Genomic DNA, 16,056 nt, shown 5'->3' with positions numbered 1-16,056 from the left:
CGGACCTTTCCGACTGCTGCGGCGCCCGGCCGGCCGGGCGCGCGGCCTCACCCGCTACTCACCTGATACTCACCCGATACGCCGCCATGACCAAACCCTCGAATCTCGTCACCTCGATCACCGTCGACATCGACGCACCGGCCTCCGTCGTCTGGGAAGTGCTGACCGACTTCCCGCGCTACGGCGAATGGAACACGTTCTGCGTCGGCTTCGAAACGACCGGCAGGCTCGGCGATTTCGTGCACATGCAGGTGCGCATTCCCGGCACGGAAACCGTGATTCCCGTCAACGAGATCCTCGTCGCGTGCGAACCGGAACGCCTGCTGTCGTGGGAGCAGCGCCCGACCGACGACAACAAGGACGCCGCGCGCCGCGACCAGTACATCGACGCGATCGGCGCGGAACGCTGCCGTTATTTCACGACCGACCAGTTCCTCGGCATCAACGCGGACACGATCATGCAGAACCACGGTGCGTGGGTGAAACAGGGTTTCGACCAGTGCGCGCGCGACGTGAAGCGGCGCGCCGAAGCGCTCCATGCGGCACGCCGGCGCAACGGCGCCTGACCGGGAGCCCCCGATGCCCGATCTGCAAACGCTGTCCGACCATCACGACATCCGCGAACTGATCGTCGCGTATTCGACCGCGATCGACACGCGCGACTTCGACGCGCTCGACGCGGTGTTCACGCCCGACACGGCGATCGACTATCGCGCGATGGGCGGTATCGCGGGCCGTTATCCGGAAGTGAAGGCGTGGCTGCGCACCGTGCTGCCGCGGTTTCCGCAGTACCAGCACCTGGTCGGCAACCTGTCGATCCGGCTCGACGGCGACACCGCGCGCGGCCGCACGATCTGCTTCAATCCGATGGAAGTCGCGCTGCCGGACGGCGGCACGCAGGTGATGTTTCTCGGGCTGTGGTACGTCGACCGGTTCGCGCGTACCGCGCTCGGCTGGCGCATCGCCGAGCGTGTCGAGGAGCGCTGCTATGGCCACAACGTGCCGGCCATGCTCGCGGGCCGTCGCATCAATCGAGCCGGAACGCCGCCTCGAACCGCTCGGCGAACGCGTCGAACTCGGTTTCCGGCAGATGATTGATGCCGCCCGCGCGCTTGCGCCCGCCGCCGGTCGGAAAGCCGCGACAGAACTCGTCGGCGCCGAGCGGCCGGCCGTCGGGCACGCGCACGCTGACGACGAGCCCGCCGTCCGCGCGCGGCGACAGCACCGCGAGCGCCGCATGCGGCGCGTTGCGCATCCGCTCGTTCGCGAGCATGCCCGTCGCGCGCCGCGCCCATGGATGATCGGGCATCCGGACCAGCGTCGCGCCGGGCACCTCGCGCAGCGGTGCGAGTGCGCACGCCCGTGCCATATCGTCGCGGTAGCCGTCGCGCAGCGCGGCAAACACGGCGGTCTCGCGTACGAACTCGAGCGGGTCGACGCACGGCAGCATCGCGTCGGCAAGTGCCGCCGGGTCGAAATGCAGATCGCCGACACACTCGCCGTACGCGTTGTAGTTCAGGTAGAGGCCCAGTTCGGCGAGCGTGTCGCGCGCCGCGTCGTCGATCCCGTGCTCGCGCGCGAGCGCGCCGCCGAGCGCCGGCAACTCGTCGCCGAATGCCGCGACGATCGCCCAGCGCACGTGCCGGCCGCCGAGATAACGGTTCACGATCGCGCTCGTGCAGACGTCGGCCGCCGTGTCGATATGCGCGTCGAAGCGCGGATCGTCGGGCAGCTCGCCCGCGAAGTGATGGTCGAAATAGCGGACCGTCGCGCCTGCACGCAGCAGCCGTGCGCAGGCATCGCGATTCTGGTCGTGCGACACGTCGAGCACGGTGACGATGTCGCCCGCGCGCGCGTCGATCCGCTCGAGCAGCCTGATGTCGCGCTTCACGCCGGTCACGAGCGTGCCGCGCACGCCTTCCGCGAGCCGCAGTTGCTGAAGCGCGCACAGGCCGTCCGCGTCGCCGTTGAACGCAAGGAAGTGTCGTTCGTCGTGGTTGTCCTGCATGATCCTTTGCTCCGTCGTCAGGGCATGAAATCGCCGCCATTTGCGTCGAGCGTCGCGCCCGTCACCGCGTTCGCATAGTCCGACGCGAGGAACAGCGCCGCGCGCGCGCAATCGTCGTCGGTCGGCAGCTTCGCGAGCGCGATGTTCGACGCGACCGGCGCGATCACCTGCTCTTCCGTCATCCCGTATTCGGCCGCCGCCTGCCGGAAATACGTCCGGGTCGGTACGCCCCACATCCACCCCATGTGGATGCTGTTCGCGCGAATGCCGTGCACGCCGAGTTCGCGCGCCAGGTATTTTGCCGCAACGGCGAGCGCCCCCTTCGATACAGCGTAGCCGCCTTCCCCTGCAAACGGCTTGCGGGTCGCCTGCGTGTTGATCATCACGATCGCGCCGCGCTTGTGCCGCTTCATGTGCGGCACGACTTCCTGCGTAAGCGCCATCGTGCCGAACACGTTGGTGTCGAACACCGCGCGCCAGCCGTCGAGGTCGGCTTCCTCCACCGGCTCGGGAAACCTGCCGTGCACGAATGCGCTGTTCACGAGCGCATCGATCCGGCCGAAGCGCTCGACGGCCTGCGTCGCGAGCTGCCGGCATTGCGCGCGATCGGTGATGTCGGTCTTCACCTTCAGCACGTCGCAATCGACGCCGAGTGCACGGATCCGCGTTTCGGCGTCGTCGAGCTTTTCCGTCGTGCGCGCCGCGACGACCACGCCGCGCGCGCCCTCGCGCGCGGCCTCGACGGCGAGCTTCACGCCGAGCCCCGGCCCGATCCCGGAAATCACGACGATCTTGTCCTTCAGCAACATGGCTTGTCTCCTGGTTGTCGTTGGTTTCGCGAGCCCGGCCGTCAGCCGGCCGCCCGCAGGTGCCGCGCGCGATACGCGGCGAAGTCGCGCGCGAGCTGCGCATCGGTGAAGCCGAAGCGCGCGATCGAATAGTCGTGCGCGGCGCGCTTGTCGCGGCCGTTGCGCGCCATCCAGTCGGTCATCGCCGTGCGCCGCCGCGCATCGAGCGGCATGCCGGCAAATGCGTACACGGCCTCGGCCACGCCGAGCGGATTCGACACCATGTCCTCGAAACGCACGTCGAGGAAGCGGCCGGCCGGCAGCGCATCGCGCGCGGCCATCGCGGCGCCGATCGCGCGTGCCATCCCCGCGTTCCACTGCGCGCCGACGGCAAGCGGATCGGGATCGTCCGCATACATCTGCCACAGCGTGTGCGCCATGCTGGCCATCGACGGAATCGTCTGCGCCGGGTCGCGGTGCGTGAGCACGACCTGCGCGCGCGGGAACACGCGGCACAGCACGTCGAGCGCATGCAGGTGCTGCGGCGTCTTCAGCAGCCAGCGCGCGGCCGGCGCGACCCCGCGCTGCGCCTTCTGCCATTGCAGGAACTGCAGCATCCGCTTCAGGTACGTATAGACCGGCGTGAGATCCTGCCGCGCGAGCCACGCCGTATAGCGCGGCACATTGGCGTACGAATCCATCGCGCACACGAACGAGTGCTCCATCAGCATGAACTCCTCGTCGGCGAGCATCGCATCGAGCGGATGAATCGTGAGGATCTGCGGAATGCAGTCGATCATCGTCACGACTTCGGCCTGCGCGCGGGCGATGCGCACCGCCGGCTCGGCCAGCGTCTCGCCCGCGAGCGGCGCCGGGTAGCGGGTTTCCCACCACGCGGCAGTATGGAAGCGCGGGTCGACGGCCAGCAGCCGCTGCAGCAGCGTCGTGCCCGTGCGCGGCAGGCCGACGATCACGAGCGGATCGTCGATCGCGATGTCCGCGATTTCCGGATGGCGCCGGAAGTAATCCTCGACGACGAGCCGGTTCACGAGTTGCCCGACGAGCTTCTCGCGCATCATCGTCGCGCCGCGTTCGGACAGCTTCGCTTCGTCGATCAGCGACGCGCACATCACGTCGAGCGCCTCGCGATACGGTCCGTCGCCGAACGCGGTGAGCCCGCCCGTGCGCGACACGGCTTCGGCGATCAGTCCGTCGGCGTCGAGCCGCGTGCGGATCAGGTCGATCGGCGCGTTCATGCGGCCTCCTTCAGCGCGGCGAGCTTCACGACCCGCGTGCGCGGATGCACCGGCTGCGCGGCGCCGACCCAGCGCCAGCAGATCGTGCCGGTGCGATGCCCGGCCGTATCGAGCCAGTTCGCGCCGCCCGGCCGCGCGGCCGCGACGACCACCGTCACGCCACCGTCCGCATTCCGTCGCGCGCCGTGCTTGTTCACGCAGATGTCGAAGTGCCGGTAATCGAGCGACTCCATCCAGTAGTTGTTGAGCTGCACGTTCCAGAAATCGCAGTCGGGCACCGTGTCGACGTCGATCACGAGCGCCTCGTCGTCGGCCAGCTCCCAGCACGAGTGGTAGTAGTAGATGTTCGGGTCGCCGCCGACCGACTGGCACAGCGCCTGGTCGGCGGGCGGTAGCGCGTTCACGTGCGACCGGTAGCCCGCGGCCCAGTCGGCGAACAGCTTCGCCGTCTGCTCGACGAACTGCGCGGCGCGCGTGAGGCCGCCCTGCAACGCGAGCGGATCGAGCGGCGCCGGGCGGTCGTGCGCGCCGATGCGTTCGATCTTCAGTTGCGCGGGCGTCTCCGCGCGCCGGTCGAGGAAGGTCTGGCGCACCAGCAACGCGTTGGTGCCGGGCTCCATGCGTACCCAGTTGCCCGCGCGCGGTGTCTCGCCCAGCACGATCTCGAAGCTGCCGTCCGGTGCGATCTCGAGCTGCTTCGCATCGAGAAAGCCCGTCTGCAGCATCTTGCCGTCGGTCTCGTAGCCGCCCTTCTGCGTGCCGAAGCTCAGGTAGGCCACCGTGCCGCGCCGCCCCGTCACGCGGTATTCGCAACGGCCGTCGAGCCGCGCGTACTGGTACAGGTTGTCGGGATTGTCGGCGCCGATCTTCGCGGTCTCGTGCGACGGCGAGAAAAAGCCGGGCCACGCGCCGTCCGCGAATTCGACGTGCATTTCGAGCGCGATGCGCATCAGCCGGCTCAGGTAACGAAAGCCTTCCGCGCGTGTCAGCGGATCGTCCGGCGCCTCGGCGCGCAGGATCTGTTCGCCGCTGCGTTTCAGGGTGTCGCAGAAATCGGCCCAGGTCTGGCCCGAAAGCAATTGCGTGGCACGTGTGTCGTCCGTCATGTGTCGTCTCCGCCGATGGTCGAGCGCTCACCTTAAGCGCCGGCGTCGCGCACCTCTTCGTCCGGGTGGACTAAGGAAAGATCCGCTCCACGGCCGCGCCGCGGTTTAGTCCACCCGGACGAAGAGCGGCATGCCGCTCGCTCGATACCGTTGGCGTCATGCACGAAACGCCGCACATGTCGCGCGGCGCCGGCATGAAACAAGGAGACGAACGATGTTGACCCACTTGGAGCGACTGGAGGCCGAAAGCATCCACATCATGCGCGAGGTGGTCGCCGAGAGCGAGAACCCGGTGATGCTGTATTCGATCGGCAAGGACAGCTCGGTCATGCTGCATCTCGCGATGAAGGCGTTCTACCCGGCGAAGCCGCCCTTTCCGCTGCTGCACGTCGACACGACGTGGAAATTCCGCGAGATGATCGCGTTTCGCGACGAGACGGCCGCGCGCCTCGGCCTCGACCTGCGCGTGCACGTGAACCCCGACGGCGTCGCGAACGACATCAATCCGTTCACGCACGGCTCGGCCATGCACACCGACGTGTGGAAGACGCAGGGGCTCAAGCAGGCGCTCGATCATTACGGCTTCGATGCCGCGTTCGGCGGCGCGCGCCGCGACGAGGAGAAATCGCGCGCGAAGGAACGCATCGTGTCGCTGCGCTCCGAGCAGCACCGCTGGGACCCGAAGCGCCAGCGCCCCGAACTCTGGTCGCTGTACAACGCGCGCAAGCGCAAGGGCGAAAGCCTGCGCGTGTTCCCGATCTCGAACTGGACCGAGCTCGACATCTGGCAGTACATCCAGCTTCACGACATCCCGATCGTGCCGCTCTACTTCGCGAAGGAACGGCCCGTCGTCGAACGCGACGGCGCGCTGATCATGGTCGACGACGAACGCCTGCCGCTGCGCAAAGGCGAAGTGCCGCAGATGCGCAAGGTGCGCTTTCGCACGCTCGGCTGCTACCCGCTGACGGGCGCGATCGACAGCGATGCGAGCTCGCTCGACGACATCCTTCGGGAAATGCGCGAGACACGCACGTCGGAACGACAGGGACGCCTGATCGACAGCGATTCGGCCGGCTCGATGGAAAAGAAGAAACAGGAGGGATATTTCTGATGGCACACGTTCTCACCGCGCCCGAGGCGCCCACGCACGCAACGCCCAACATGCACGCCGACGATGCGCAGACGAAGGACCTGCTGCGCTTCATCACGTGCGGCAGCGTCGACGACGGCAAGAGCACGCTGATCGGCCGCCTGCTCTACGAATCGAACATGCTGTTCGACGACCAGCTCACGCAGCTCGAAGCCGATTCGAAGAAAGTCGGCACGCAGGGCGGCGAGCTCGATTTCGCGCTGCTCGTCGACGGCCTGTCGGCCGAGCGCGAGCAAGGGATCACGATCGACGTCGCGTACCGCTTCTTCGCGACCGCGCGCCGCAAGTTCATCGTCGCCGACACGCCCGGCCACGAGCAGTACACGCGCAACATGATCACCGGCGCGTCGACCGCCGATCTCGCCGTGATCCTGATCGACGCGCGCAAGGGCGTGCTCACGCAGACGCGCCGTCATAGCCATCTCGTCGCGCTGATCGGCATCAGGCGCGTGGTGCTCGCGATCAACAAGATGGACCTGGTCGACTACGACCGGGCCGTGTTCGAGCGCATCGACGCCGACTATCGCGCGTTCGCGGCCGAGCTCGGGCTGGCGGAGATCGTCAGCATCCCGATGTCGGCGCTGCGCGGCGACAACGTGATCGCGCCGGGCACGCGGATGCCGTGGTACGCGGGCCCGACGCTGATGCAGCATCTCGACACGCTGCCGCTCGCCGCGCGCGTGACGCGCGACGAGCCGTTCCGGCTGCCGGTACAGTGGGTCAACCGCCCGCACCTGAATTTCCGCGGCTACGCGGGCAGCATCGCATCGGGCGAGATCCGCGTCGGCGAGCGCGTGCGCGTGCTGCCGTCCGGCAAGGAGAGCCGCGTCGCGTCGGTGATCACGCAACGCGGCGAAAGCGGCATCGCGCACGCCGGCGACGCGGTGACGCTCACGCTCGCCGACGAGATCGACATCAGCCGCGGCGACATGATCGCGCGCGCGGACGCGCCGCCCGAGGTGGCCGACCAGTTCGAGGCGACGCTCGTGTGGATGCACGACGCGCCGCTGCTGCCCGGCCGCCCGTATCTCGTGAAACTCGGCACGCAGACGGTCGGCGCGACCTGCGCGACGCCGAAGTACAAGGTCGACGTGAACACGCGCGAGCATCTCGCGGCGCGCACGCTCGCGCTCAACGAAATCGGCGTGTGCAACCTGAGCTTCGACCGGCCCGTGGCGTTCGATCCGTACGACCGCAACCGCCACACGGGCGGCTTCATCGTGATCGACCGCTTCACCAACGACACGGTCGGTGCCGGGATGCTGCACTTCGCGCTGCGCCGCGCGCACAACGTGCACTGGCAGGCCGTCGACGTCGACCGCGCCGCGCGTGCCGCGCAGAAGGCGCAGACGCCGCGCATCGTGTGGCTGACGGGGCTGTCGGGCGCCGGCAAGTCGACGATCGCGAACCTCGTCGAGAAGCGGCTGCACGCGCTCGGCAAGCACACGTACCTGCTCGACGGCGACAACGTGCGGCACGGGCTCAATCGCGATCTCGGCTTCACCGAGGCCGATCGCGTGGAGAACATCCGGCGCGTCGCCGAAGTCGCGCGGCTGATGCTCGACGCGGGGCTCATCACGCTCGTGTCGTTCATCTCGCCGTTCCGCTCGGAACGCGAGATGGCGCGTGCGCTCGCCGGCCCCGACGAGTTCGTCGAGGTGTTCGTCGACACGCCGCTCGCGGTCGCCGAGGAGCGCGACCCGAAGGGCCTGTACAAGAAGGCGCGGCGCGGCGAGCTGAAGCATTTCACGGGCATCGATTCGCCGTACGAGCCGCCCGCGCGGCCCGAACTGCGCGTCGATACGGTCGCCGAGTCCCCCGACGAAGCGGCCGGGCGCATCGTCGCTTACCTGCTGCGCGAGCGCGCGGCGTAGGCGCCGCAGGCGGGCAGCCCGGCGGTTGCCCGCCGGCCCGTCCGGGCGCGCCGCCTCCTCCGTTCGGATGACGCGGGCCGCCGGGCGGCCGGTATGCTGGCTCGGGAACCCTTCACCCCGATCCAGGAGAACACGAGCATGCCCATCGCGCTGGCACCCGGCGATCCGGCCGCGCACGACGGCTTCGACGACGCGGCGTGGACGGCGCGCGAACTCAGCGCGTGGCTCGGGCTCGTCTACCAGGGCCCGTCGGAAGCGACCCCGTGGGCCGGCTTCCTCGAAGCGGTCCGCGTGCGGCTCGACGCGCGCTTCACGACACTGGTGCTGCGCAACCCGGGCGGCACACGGCACGGGCTCATCATCAACGCGTCGGCGCACGGCCCGCTGCTGCCCGGCGAGCCGTCGTACAGCGAGCAGTTCTATGCGCTGTGCCCGTTTCTCGATCAGCCGCCCGGCCAGGTCTTCACGGCCGACCGGCTGTTCGGCGAAACCGCGTGGCGCGCGCACGATTTCTACCGGCAGTACCTGCAGCCGCTCGACCTGCGCTACATCCTCGGCGCGAACCTGCGCGGCGAACGCGGCGTCGAATGCGCGTTCTTCGTGAGCCGCGCGCACGGCGGGCGGGACTTCGACGCGGCCGAACGCGCGCAGGTCGCGACGCTGCTGCCGCACCTGCAGCGGGCAGTCGAACTGCACGCGGCGTTCGACGTGCTCGATGCCGAACGCGCGCTGTACGCGGGCACCGTCGACCGGCTCGATGTCGGCACCGCGATCGTCGACGAGGACGGCCGCGTGATCAAGCGCAATCGCATCGCCGAGCGGCTGATCGAGCAGCAGGACGGGCTGTGCGTGCGCCACGAGCAGCTCCACGCCTCGTGCCCGCTCGACGAGCGCCGGCTGCAGAAGGCATTGCAGGCCGCGCTCGAGCATTTCCGCGCGGGCGCGCTCGCCCGCATCGAAGCCACCACGCTGTCGCGCCCCGGCGGCGCGATGCCGTTGAGCGTGCTGCTGCGCCCGCTCGCACCCTACCGCGGCGCCGAGGACCGCCGGCACCGGCCGGCCGTCGCGGTGTTCGTGCGCGATCCCGTGTCGTCGCCGCAGACGTCGCGCGACATGCTGCACCGGCTGTTCCGGCTCACGCCGATGGAAACCGAAATCGCGCTGCTGCTCGTCGACGGGCTGACGCTCGACGAGGCCGCCGCCGCGACCGGCATCACGAAGAACACCGCGCGCGCGCACCTGCGCGGCATCTTCGCGAAAACGGGCGCAACGCGGCAGGCCGTGCTCGTGAAGACGCTGCTCAACAGCGTCGTGTCGATGGCGTAGCGGCCGCGAGGGCAGCCGCCGGACGGGTTGCCTACGAGATGCACCACGCGCGCGGATCGCCACCGGGTATCCCGGCGATTGGTACACACTCGCTTCATGTCATATGTCATCAGACATTGACGGCCGCCGAAGAATCTCATGAAATTCCTCAATATCCGGGTAATTCCCGGGTAAACCCGCGACGTCTCCATCGGCACTCAGGCGTACCATGTCATACGACGACATACTACACAGCCCTGCCCGACCGGAGACACGCTTGAACCCGCCCTCGCCCGCCCTGCCCGGACGCGACCCGCTCGCGTCCGCCGTCTCGAAAGTGAAGTGGCATGTGCTGCCGCTCGTGCTGATCATGTTCATTGCGAACTACATCGACCGCGTGAACGTCGGCTTCGTCGACCGCCATCTCGAAGCGTCGATCGGCATCGGCGCGGCCGCGTACGGCCTCGGTGCCGGGTTGTTCTTCGTCGGCTACGCGCTGTTCGAGGTGCCGTCGAACCTGCTGATGCAGCGCTACGGCGCCCGCGTGTGGCTCGCGCGGATCATGGCGACGTGGGGCATCGTCGCGGCCGCGATGGCGTTCGTGTGGAACGACACGTCGTTCTATGCCCTGCGCTTCCTGCTCGGCGCGGCCGAGGCCGGTTTCTTCCCCGGCGTCGTGCTGTACCTGTCGCAATGGCTGCCGCCGCAGGAGCGCGGCAAGGCGATGGCGATCTTCCTCGGCGGCTCCGCGTTCGCGTCGGTGCTGTCCGGGCCCGTCACCGGTGCGCTGCTGTCGATCCGCGGCTTCGGCCTCGAAGGCTGGCAGTGGATGTTCCTGATCGAAGGGCTGTTCTCCGTCGCGCTGTGCGGCGCGAGCTGGCTGCTGCTGAAATCGCACATCCGCGACGCGACGTGGCTCACCGCCGAGGAACGCACGGCGCTGCAGAACGCGCTCGACGAGGAACGCGCGGCGCGCGACGTCCGTTCGAACGTGCCGGTGCGCGCCACCGCGCTGCTGCGCGATCCGCAGATCATGCTGTTCTGCTTCCTGTATTTCTCGATCCAGCTGACGATCTACGCGGCCACGTTCTGGCTGCCGACGATCATCCGCAAGATGGGCGGCCTCACCGATTTCCAGGTCGGCCTGTACAACACGATTCCGTGGATGATCGCGATCGGCGCGATGTACGGCTTCGCGGTGCTGTCGTCGAAATGGAAGCATCCGCAGCGCTGGCTCGCGTTCGCGCTCGTGCTCGCCGCGTGCGGGCTGTTCGCGTCGACGTCGCACGATCCGGCCTGGTCGTTCGCGTCGATCTGCTTCGCCGCGCTCGGCTTCAAGGCCGCGGCGTCACTGTTCTGGCCGATCCCGCAGGGCTATCTCGACACGCGGGTGGCCGCGGCCGTGATCGCGCTGATCAACTCGGTCGGCAACCTCGGCGGCTTCGTCGCGCCGACGGCCTTCGGCTATCTGAAGCAACATACGGGTTCGATCACGGGCGGGCTGTATGCGCTCGCGATCGCTTCGCTCGTCGCCGCCGTGGCCGCGCTGTTCGCGCGCACGCACCGGCGCAGCGATCCGCCGCGCGGCCTGCCGGCCGACACCGCCCTGACGAACGCATCGATGCTCCGCCATGCCGAACACTGACCGCCTGACCGTCGTCGTCTCGAACGCCGCCGACGCCGACCTCGCCACGTTTTCCCTCGCGGCCGACGGCACGCTCGCGCCGCTCGCCCGCTATCCCGCAGCCGACGTCGCGATGCCGATCGCCGTTCAGGCCGACCGCGCGCGGCTCTACGTCGCGACGCGCGGCGAACAGCCGACGATCGTCGCGTTCCGCGTCGTGCCGGCCACCGGCGCGCTCGTGCGCATCGGCGCGACCGCGATCGACGCGAGCCATGCGTACCTGTCGCTCGACCGCGGCGGCCGCTGGCTGCTCGGCGCGTCGTACGGCGGAAATTCGCTGAGCCTCTACGACGCCGCGCGCGTGCGCGACGGCGACGGCACGCCGCTGCAGGTCGTGGGCGGCATCGCGAACGCGCACTCGGTGATCGTGTCGCCGGACAACCGTTTCGCCTATGTCAGCTCGCTCGGCTCGGATCGCGTGTTCAGCTTCGCGCTGGTCGAGGACGCGGCCGGCCTGCGCGCGCTCGAACACGGCGAAACGCGCGTGCCGGCCGGGTTCGGCCCGCGCCACCTGCAGTTCGCGCGCGACGGCCGAGCGCTCGTCGTCGTCAGCGAATTCCAGGCCACGCTCGCCACGTTCGCGCGCGACCCCGATACCGGCCGGCTCGGCGAGGTGCACGTGAGTGCGCGCCATCCGGCCGTCGCCGAACTCGCGCCGGGCCATGCGCGGCCGCCCGCGCCCACCGAGCCCTCCGTCTGGGCCGCCGACCTGCACCTGAGCCCCGACGAGCGTTTCGCCTACGTCAGCGAACGCACGTCGAGCCGCCTGCTCTGCTATCGCCGCACCGCTGACGGCACGTTCGAACCCGCGCATGCAACGGCCACCGAGACGCAACCGCGCGGGTTCGCGATCGACCCGTCGGGGCGCTGGCTCGTCGCGTGCGGCGAACAGTCGGAATACGTGTCGGTGTATGCGATCTCGCAGGACGATGGCGCGCTGTCGCCGCACGCACGCGTGCCGGGCGGGCGCGGCGCGAACTGGGTCGAGATCGTCTGAAGAAGGGATACGTGGAGCATGAACCGGCAGTCCCGCCACGCGGGCCGGCGCATGCCCGCGTTCAGCGCCGCTCGCTCGGCGCGACACCCGTCCAGCGCTTGAACGCACGCGTGAAGTTCGCGCGATCCGTATAACCGACGCGCGCGGCGATCTCGTCCACCGGCAGCCGCGTCCCCTCGAGCAGCCGCAGCGCGTCGCGCAACCGGATCTCGTCGAGCAGCGCCGAATAGGTCGCACCGTATTCGGCGAGCTTGCGCTTGAGCGTACGCGCCGATACATGCAGCTCGCGCGCGACGTCGTCGACCGCCGGATAGCCGCCCTCGCCGCAGATCAGCAGGTTGCGCACGCGCTCGACGATGCTTTCCGCATAACCGAGCCGCGCGAGTTCGGCCTCGCACTGCTGCACGATCATCTGCGCGGTGTGCGCGTTCGCGGTGCCGATCGGTTCGTCGAGCAGCGCGGCATCGCAACGGATGCGGTTCGCGCTCGCGTCGAAATGGCAGCGCGGCAGGCGCGCGCGATAACGCTCGAACCACGGCGGCTCGGGCCATTCGAAATGGAGTTCGGCGCGCGACTGCAACGTGCGTCCCGGCACCGGATACAGCAGCGAATTGAACAGGATCGCCGTCTCGACCAGGAAGTTCTCGACAGCGAACTGCCGCAGCCGGCCGAGCGGAAACGCTTCGAGCACGTCGATGTCGACGGTCCCGTCGAGCCGTGCGAGCCGCACCGAGAAGAACGGCACGCGCGTCGGCAGGTAGCGGATGCCGAGCGAGACCGCCTCGCCGAGCGTCGCGCAGCTCATCAGCCCGAAGCCGATCAGTCCCGCTTTCGTCAGGCTGCTGCGCAGGCCGATCTCGATCGCGATCGACGGATCGTCCGTCGCGTCGAGCAGGTTGAACACGATCGCCGCCTGTTGCAGCGGCGTGATGCGCGCATCGGGCTGCGCGAGCCGGTCGCGCTCGACACCCGAGCCCGCGAGAATGCGGCCGCCGTCGATACCGCGCTCCTCGGCCAGCATCAGCATGAACAGCGCATACGCGGATGACACCGTCGCCTTGTTCAACTGGCGCGCGGCATCCGGGACGGACAGGGCCATGCGGAGGACTCCGGAGCGGTTTCGGCGGATTGTAGCGCCGCTGGCCCGCAATGACACCGGGGCGAGACTCTAGCCGCGCCGGCCGGCCAACGTGGCCCGAAATGACACCGCCATTGGCACCCGCGGCCCTCGCGGGCGGCCCGGTGCGCGCCTATGCTTGTCACATCGGCATAACGCCCCACTCTTTCCGCAGGAATCCGGTCGATGAGCCAACCCGCACGAACCGCCTTTCGCCACGACGCGGACAAGGTCGCGTACGTCCGCCGCGAGGTCAACGCCGCGAGCGACGCGATCCGCGCGCGCTTTCCGCTGCTCGACAACCAGAACCTCGTCGGCGCGACCGTAATGGCCGTGTCGGTGAGCGCGATGCTCGCGATCGCCTGGCTGTATGCGCGCGGGGCGATCGCGTGGTACGTCGCGCTGCCGCTCGCCGCGTTCGTCACGTCGCTGATCCACGAGCTCGAGCACGACCTGATCCACCTGATGTACTTCAAGAAGACGCCGTGGGCCTATCACTTGATGATGGCGCTGTGCTGGCTCACGCGGCCCGGCACGATCAACCCGTGGACGCGGCGGCGCATGCACCTGCATCACCACAAGGTGTCGGGCGGCGAATCGGATCTCGAGGAATTCGGCATCACCAACGGCGAGCGCTGGGGCGTGAAGCGCCTGCTGATGATCGCCGACGGCATGCTCGCCGTCGTGCTGCGGCCGGCCGCGATGCGCCGCAAGGTCAAGCAGTACGTGGCCGCGCAGCCGGTGCAGGACCCGTCCGAACGCATGCAGTTGCGCGTCGAGCAGGTGTCGTCGTACATGCCGGTCGGTCACGTGTATTACGTGCTGTGGCATGCGTTCATCGTCTATCACGCCGGCCTGTTCGCGCTGCATGCGTTCGGCTACGCGGTGACGGTGCCGGCCATCGTCGCGCGCGTGATGAGCGTCGTCGATTTCCTGGCCGTGGTGTGGCTCGGGCCGAATTTCGTGCGCAGCTTCTGCATCAACTTCGTCAGCTCGAACATGCATTACTTCGGCGATATCGATTCACGCAACGTGATCCAGCAGACGCAGGTGCTCAACCCGTGGTGGATGCTGCCGTTCCAGCTGTTCTGCTTCAACTTCGGCAGCACGCATGCGATCCATCACTTCGTGGTGCGTGACCCGTTCTACATTCGCCAGCTGACCGCGCGCACCGCGCATGCGGCGCTGCGTGAAGTCGGCGTGCGCTTCAACGACGTCGGCACGTTCGCGCGTGCGAATCGCTGGGGCCCGTATCGACCGTCGCGCCGCGCTCGCCACGCGCAAGCCGACGCGTGATGTAAAACCGGCGCCGCGCCGGCTCAGCCGCCGATCGGCGGCATCGGCCCTTGCCCGCGGATCCACGACCAGTTCGCGAGCTCGGCCATTTCCTTGTCGCCGCGGCTGTCGCCGTACGCGAACAGCTGTTTCGGCGGCCGGCTGCCCCACCACCCGCGCAGCCGCACGACCTTCTGCGGCCCCCAGCAGTTTTCGCCGTCGAGCCGGCCGGCAAACGTGCCGCGCTCGAACGCGAGCCGCGTCGCGAGCACCGCATCGAAGCCGGCCGTCTTCGCCCACTTCTCCAGGTACAGCGACGGCGACGCGCTCACCAGCACAACTTCGTGCCCGCGTGCCCGGTGCTCGCGAATGCGTTCGAGCATTTCCGGACGCACGAGGCCCGGCAGGTAGGTGTCGACGAACGTACGCGCCTGCGCATCGAGCGCGTCCTCGCGCACGGGCCCGAACGCGAACGACGCGAACTTCGCTTTCGCATCGCCACGCGACAGCAGCCCGGCCTTCATCGCGACGATCCACGGCAGCGCACGGAGCCCGGCCCATGCGAAGCGCGGCGTGCCGACCGCATAGCGGACGAAATGGCGAAAGCTGTCGGTCGTCGTGATGGTGCCGTCGAAATCGAATGCGGCAACGATGCGGTCGGTCATGGAGAATCGGCGGGAAAGCAATGAGATGCCCGGGAAGATAGCAGACTCGCGCCGGTGCACGTGAAATGGCGTGACACGGCGTGGCCCGCGCAGCGAACGCGCGCGCCGCGGCGCGCGCATCCGTGGCCTTCGCGCCGTTCGCTCAGCGCTGCGGCCGCGCCGCCAGCGCCGCCGGCAGCACGACGTTCATCAGGTGATCGGCGCGCGACAGCAGATCGGTCACGCGCTCGTCGAGCCCGCGCAATTGCGCGGGTTGCATGCGGATCTGCTGCACCGCCTGCCCGACGATGTTGCGGCGGTCGAACAGCGTGCGCTCGATGCCCGCATCGTCCGGTGCGCGCACGACGTCCGACACCGCGCTCAGCGCCGCGAGCACGACCACGAGGTTTTCTTCCGCATGGCGAACCTTCGCGGCGAGTTCCTCGGTGCGGCGCGGAAAGAAGCCGAGCGACTGCTTGAGCGCACCGAGCGCCGCCCGGTAGTCGACATGGCCCGCCGCCCCGCCGAACCAGCGTTCGAACATGCCGGCCTTGCGCGTCGCCTGCGCGAGCATGCCGGCCATCATGTCGGCCGCGCCGAGTTCGTTGAATTCGCGCGTGGTGGCCGCGACGGCTTCGACGAGGTTGCCCGCCGTCTCCAGCGCGCCGTCGCCGATCGTCGCGACCGTCGTGAGCTTCAGCGGTACCAGTTGCCGGATGTGCCGCTCGATGCGCGGCGCGTAGTCGGGATAGAGATTCGGGAAGCTGGCCTGCGCGGCGCGGAAGCACGCTTCGAGCTGCGGATGGTTCGATTCGCCGAACACCGCGCGGCCGACCGCCTCGGCCGGCGCGG

15 protein-coding genes are annotated in these 16,056 nt (G+C 68.9%); 8 read left to right on the top strand and 7 right to left on the bottom strand.

Translation table 11 applies throughout. The annotated features are described in order from the left end of the window. Positions 1-86: 86 nt before the first annotated feature. Both ABY44_RS14295 and ABY44_RS14290 read left to right on the top strand, forming a co-directional pair. The gene (locus ABY44_RS14295; RefSeq protein ID WP_059682387.1) at positions 87-566 is read left to right on the top strand and encodes an SRPBCC domain-containing protein; all 480 of its coding nucleotides are present in this window, start codon (positions 87-89) and stop codon (positions 564-566) included. Positions 567-579: 13 nt separating this feature from the next. Further along, on the top strand, positions 580-1,098 hold the full coding sequence (locus ABY44_RS14290; RefSeq protein WP_431641340.1) for a nuclear transport factor 2 family protein: 519 nt from the start codon (positions 580-582) through the stop codon (positions 1,096-1,098). On the opposite strand, the gene ABY44_RS14285 is transcribed toward ABY44_RS14290, so the two are convergent. From ABY44_RS14285 to ABY44_RS14270, 4 genes are read right to left on the bottom strand one after another with little or no spacing between them, the layout of a single operon-like run. Beyond that, entirely contained in the window at positions 1,028-2,008 is a 981-nt protein-coding gene (locus ABY44_RS14285) for a hypothetical protein (protein WP_027786924.1), read from the bottom strand. The two genes, ABY44_RS14290 and ABY44_RS14285, sit on opposite strands and share 71 nt — an antisense overlap. A gap of 17 nt (positions 2,009-2,025) precedes the next feature. Further along, the gene (locus ABY44_RS14280; protein ID WP_060172988.1) at positions 2,026-2,817 is read right to left on the bottom strand and encodes an SDR family oxidoreductase; all 792 of its coding nucleotides are present in this window, start codon (positions 2,815-2,817) and stop codon (positions 2,026-2,028) included. Positions 2,818-2,858: 41 nt separating this feature from the next. Beyond that, positions 2,859-4,052 carry a sulfotransferase family protein gene (locus ABY44_RS14275; protein ID WP_060172989.1) on the bottom strand — a complete coding sequence of 398 codons (1,194 nt, stop codon included), beginning with the start codon at positions 4,050-4,052 and terminating at the stop codon, positions 2,859-2,861. Next, complete coding sequence (locus ABY44_RS14270; RefSeq protein ID WP_060172990.1) at positions 4,049-5,158, bottom strand: DUF1214 domain-containing protein; 1,110 nt, start codon at positions 5,156-5,158, stop codon at positions 4,049-4,051. The genes ABY44_RS14275 and ABY44_RS14270 overlap by 4 nt, the downstream gene beginning before the upstream one ends. Before the next feature lie 130 nt (positions 5,159-5,288). On the opposite strand from ABY44_RS14270, the gene cysD reads away from it, so the two are divergent. The 5 genes from cysD to ABY44_RS14245 all read left to right on the top strand — a co-directional run bounded on the left by cysD (position 5,289) and on the right by ABY44_RS14245 (position 12,168). Next, entirely contained in the window at positions 5,289-6,269 is a 981-nt protein-coding gene (gene cysD, locus ABY44_RS14265) for a sulfate adenylyltransferase subunit CysD (protein WP_226127412.1), read from the top strand. After that, positions 6,269-8,182 (top strand): sulfate adenylyltransferase subunit CysN, encoded by a 1,914-nt coding sequence (gene cysN, locus ABY44_RS14260; protein WP_060172991.1) that lies wholly within the window; start codon positions 6,269-6,271, stop codon positions 8,180-8,182. Before cysD ends, cysN begins: the two co-directional genes overlap by 1 nt. A gap of 138 nt (positions 8,183-8,320) precedes the next feature. Then, positions 8,321-9,508, top strand: coding sequence for a helix-turn-helix transcriptional regulator (locus tag ABY44_RS14255; protein WP_060172992.1), 1,188 nt, complete (start codon positions 8,321-8,323; stop codon positions 9,506-9,508). A gap of 256 nt (positions 9,509-9,764) precedes the next feature. Continuing rightward, positions 9,765-11,132, top strand: coding sequence for an MFS transporter (locus tag ABY44_RS14250; RefSeq protein WP_091925871.1), 1,368 nt, complete (start codon positions 9,765-9,767; stop codon positions 11,130-11,132). Continuing rightward, positions 11,119-12,168: a lactonase family protein gene (locus ABY44_RS14245; protein WP_060172994.1), complete on the top strand. Its 1,050-nt coding sequence runs from the start codon at positions 11,119-11,121 to the stop codon at positions 12,166-12,168. The genes ABY44_RS14250 and ABY44_RS14245 overlap by 14 nt, the downstream gene beginning before the upstream one ends. A gap of 61 nt (positions 12,169-12,229) precedes the next feature. On the opposite strand, the gene ABY44_RS14240 is transcribed toward ABY44_RS14245, so the two are convergent. Beyond that, positions 12,230-13,267, bottom strand: a complete 1,038-nt coding sequence (locus tag ABY44_RS14240) for an AraC family transcriptional regulator (RefSeq protein ID WP_060172995.1) — start codon at positions 13,265-13,267, stop codon at positions 12,230-12,232. 204 nt (positions 13,268-13,471) lie between these two features. Here ABY44_RS14240 and ABY44_RS14235 point away from each other — a divergent pair, with 204 nt between their 5' ends. Next, positions 13,472-14,581, top strand: a complete 1,110-nt coding sequence (locus tag ABY44_RS14235; protein ID WP_060172996.1) for a fatty acid desaturase — start codon at positions 13,472-13,474, stop codon at positions 14,579-14,581. A 23-nt stretch (positions 14,582-14,604) separates the two neighbouring features. Here the strand turns inward: ABY44_RS14235 and ABY44_RS14230 are convergent, their stop codons facing one another. Together ABY44_RS14230 and ABY44_RS14225 are read right to left on the bottom strand one after the other, a co-directional pair. Continuing rightward, a complete protein-coding gene (locus ABY44_RS14230; protein ID WP_027786913.1) occupies positions 14,605-15,225 on the bottom strand; it encodes an HAD family hydrolase in 621 nt (206 codons plus the stop codon). Between the two features lie 142 nt (positions 15,226-15,367). After that, on the bottom strand, positions 15,368-16,056 hold a 689-nt coding region (locus ABY44_RS14225), incomplete at its 5' end, for a hypothetical protein (RefSeq protein ID WP_431641337.1).

This window comes from Burkholderia sp. ZZQ-2, assembly GCF_050768715.1.
Taxonomy (GTDB): Bacteria; Pseudomonadota; Gammaproteobacteria; order Burkholderiales; family Burkholderiaceae; genus Burkholderia; species Burkholderia cepacia.
The sequence above is the reverse complement of the archived record's forward strand: the minus strand, read 5'-3'. Positions and strand labels throughout refer to the sequence as shown.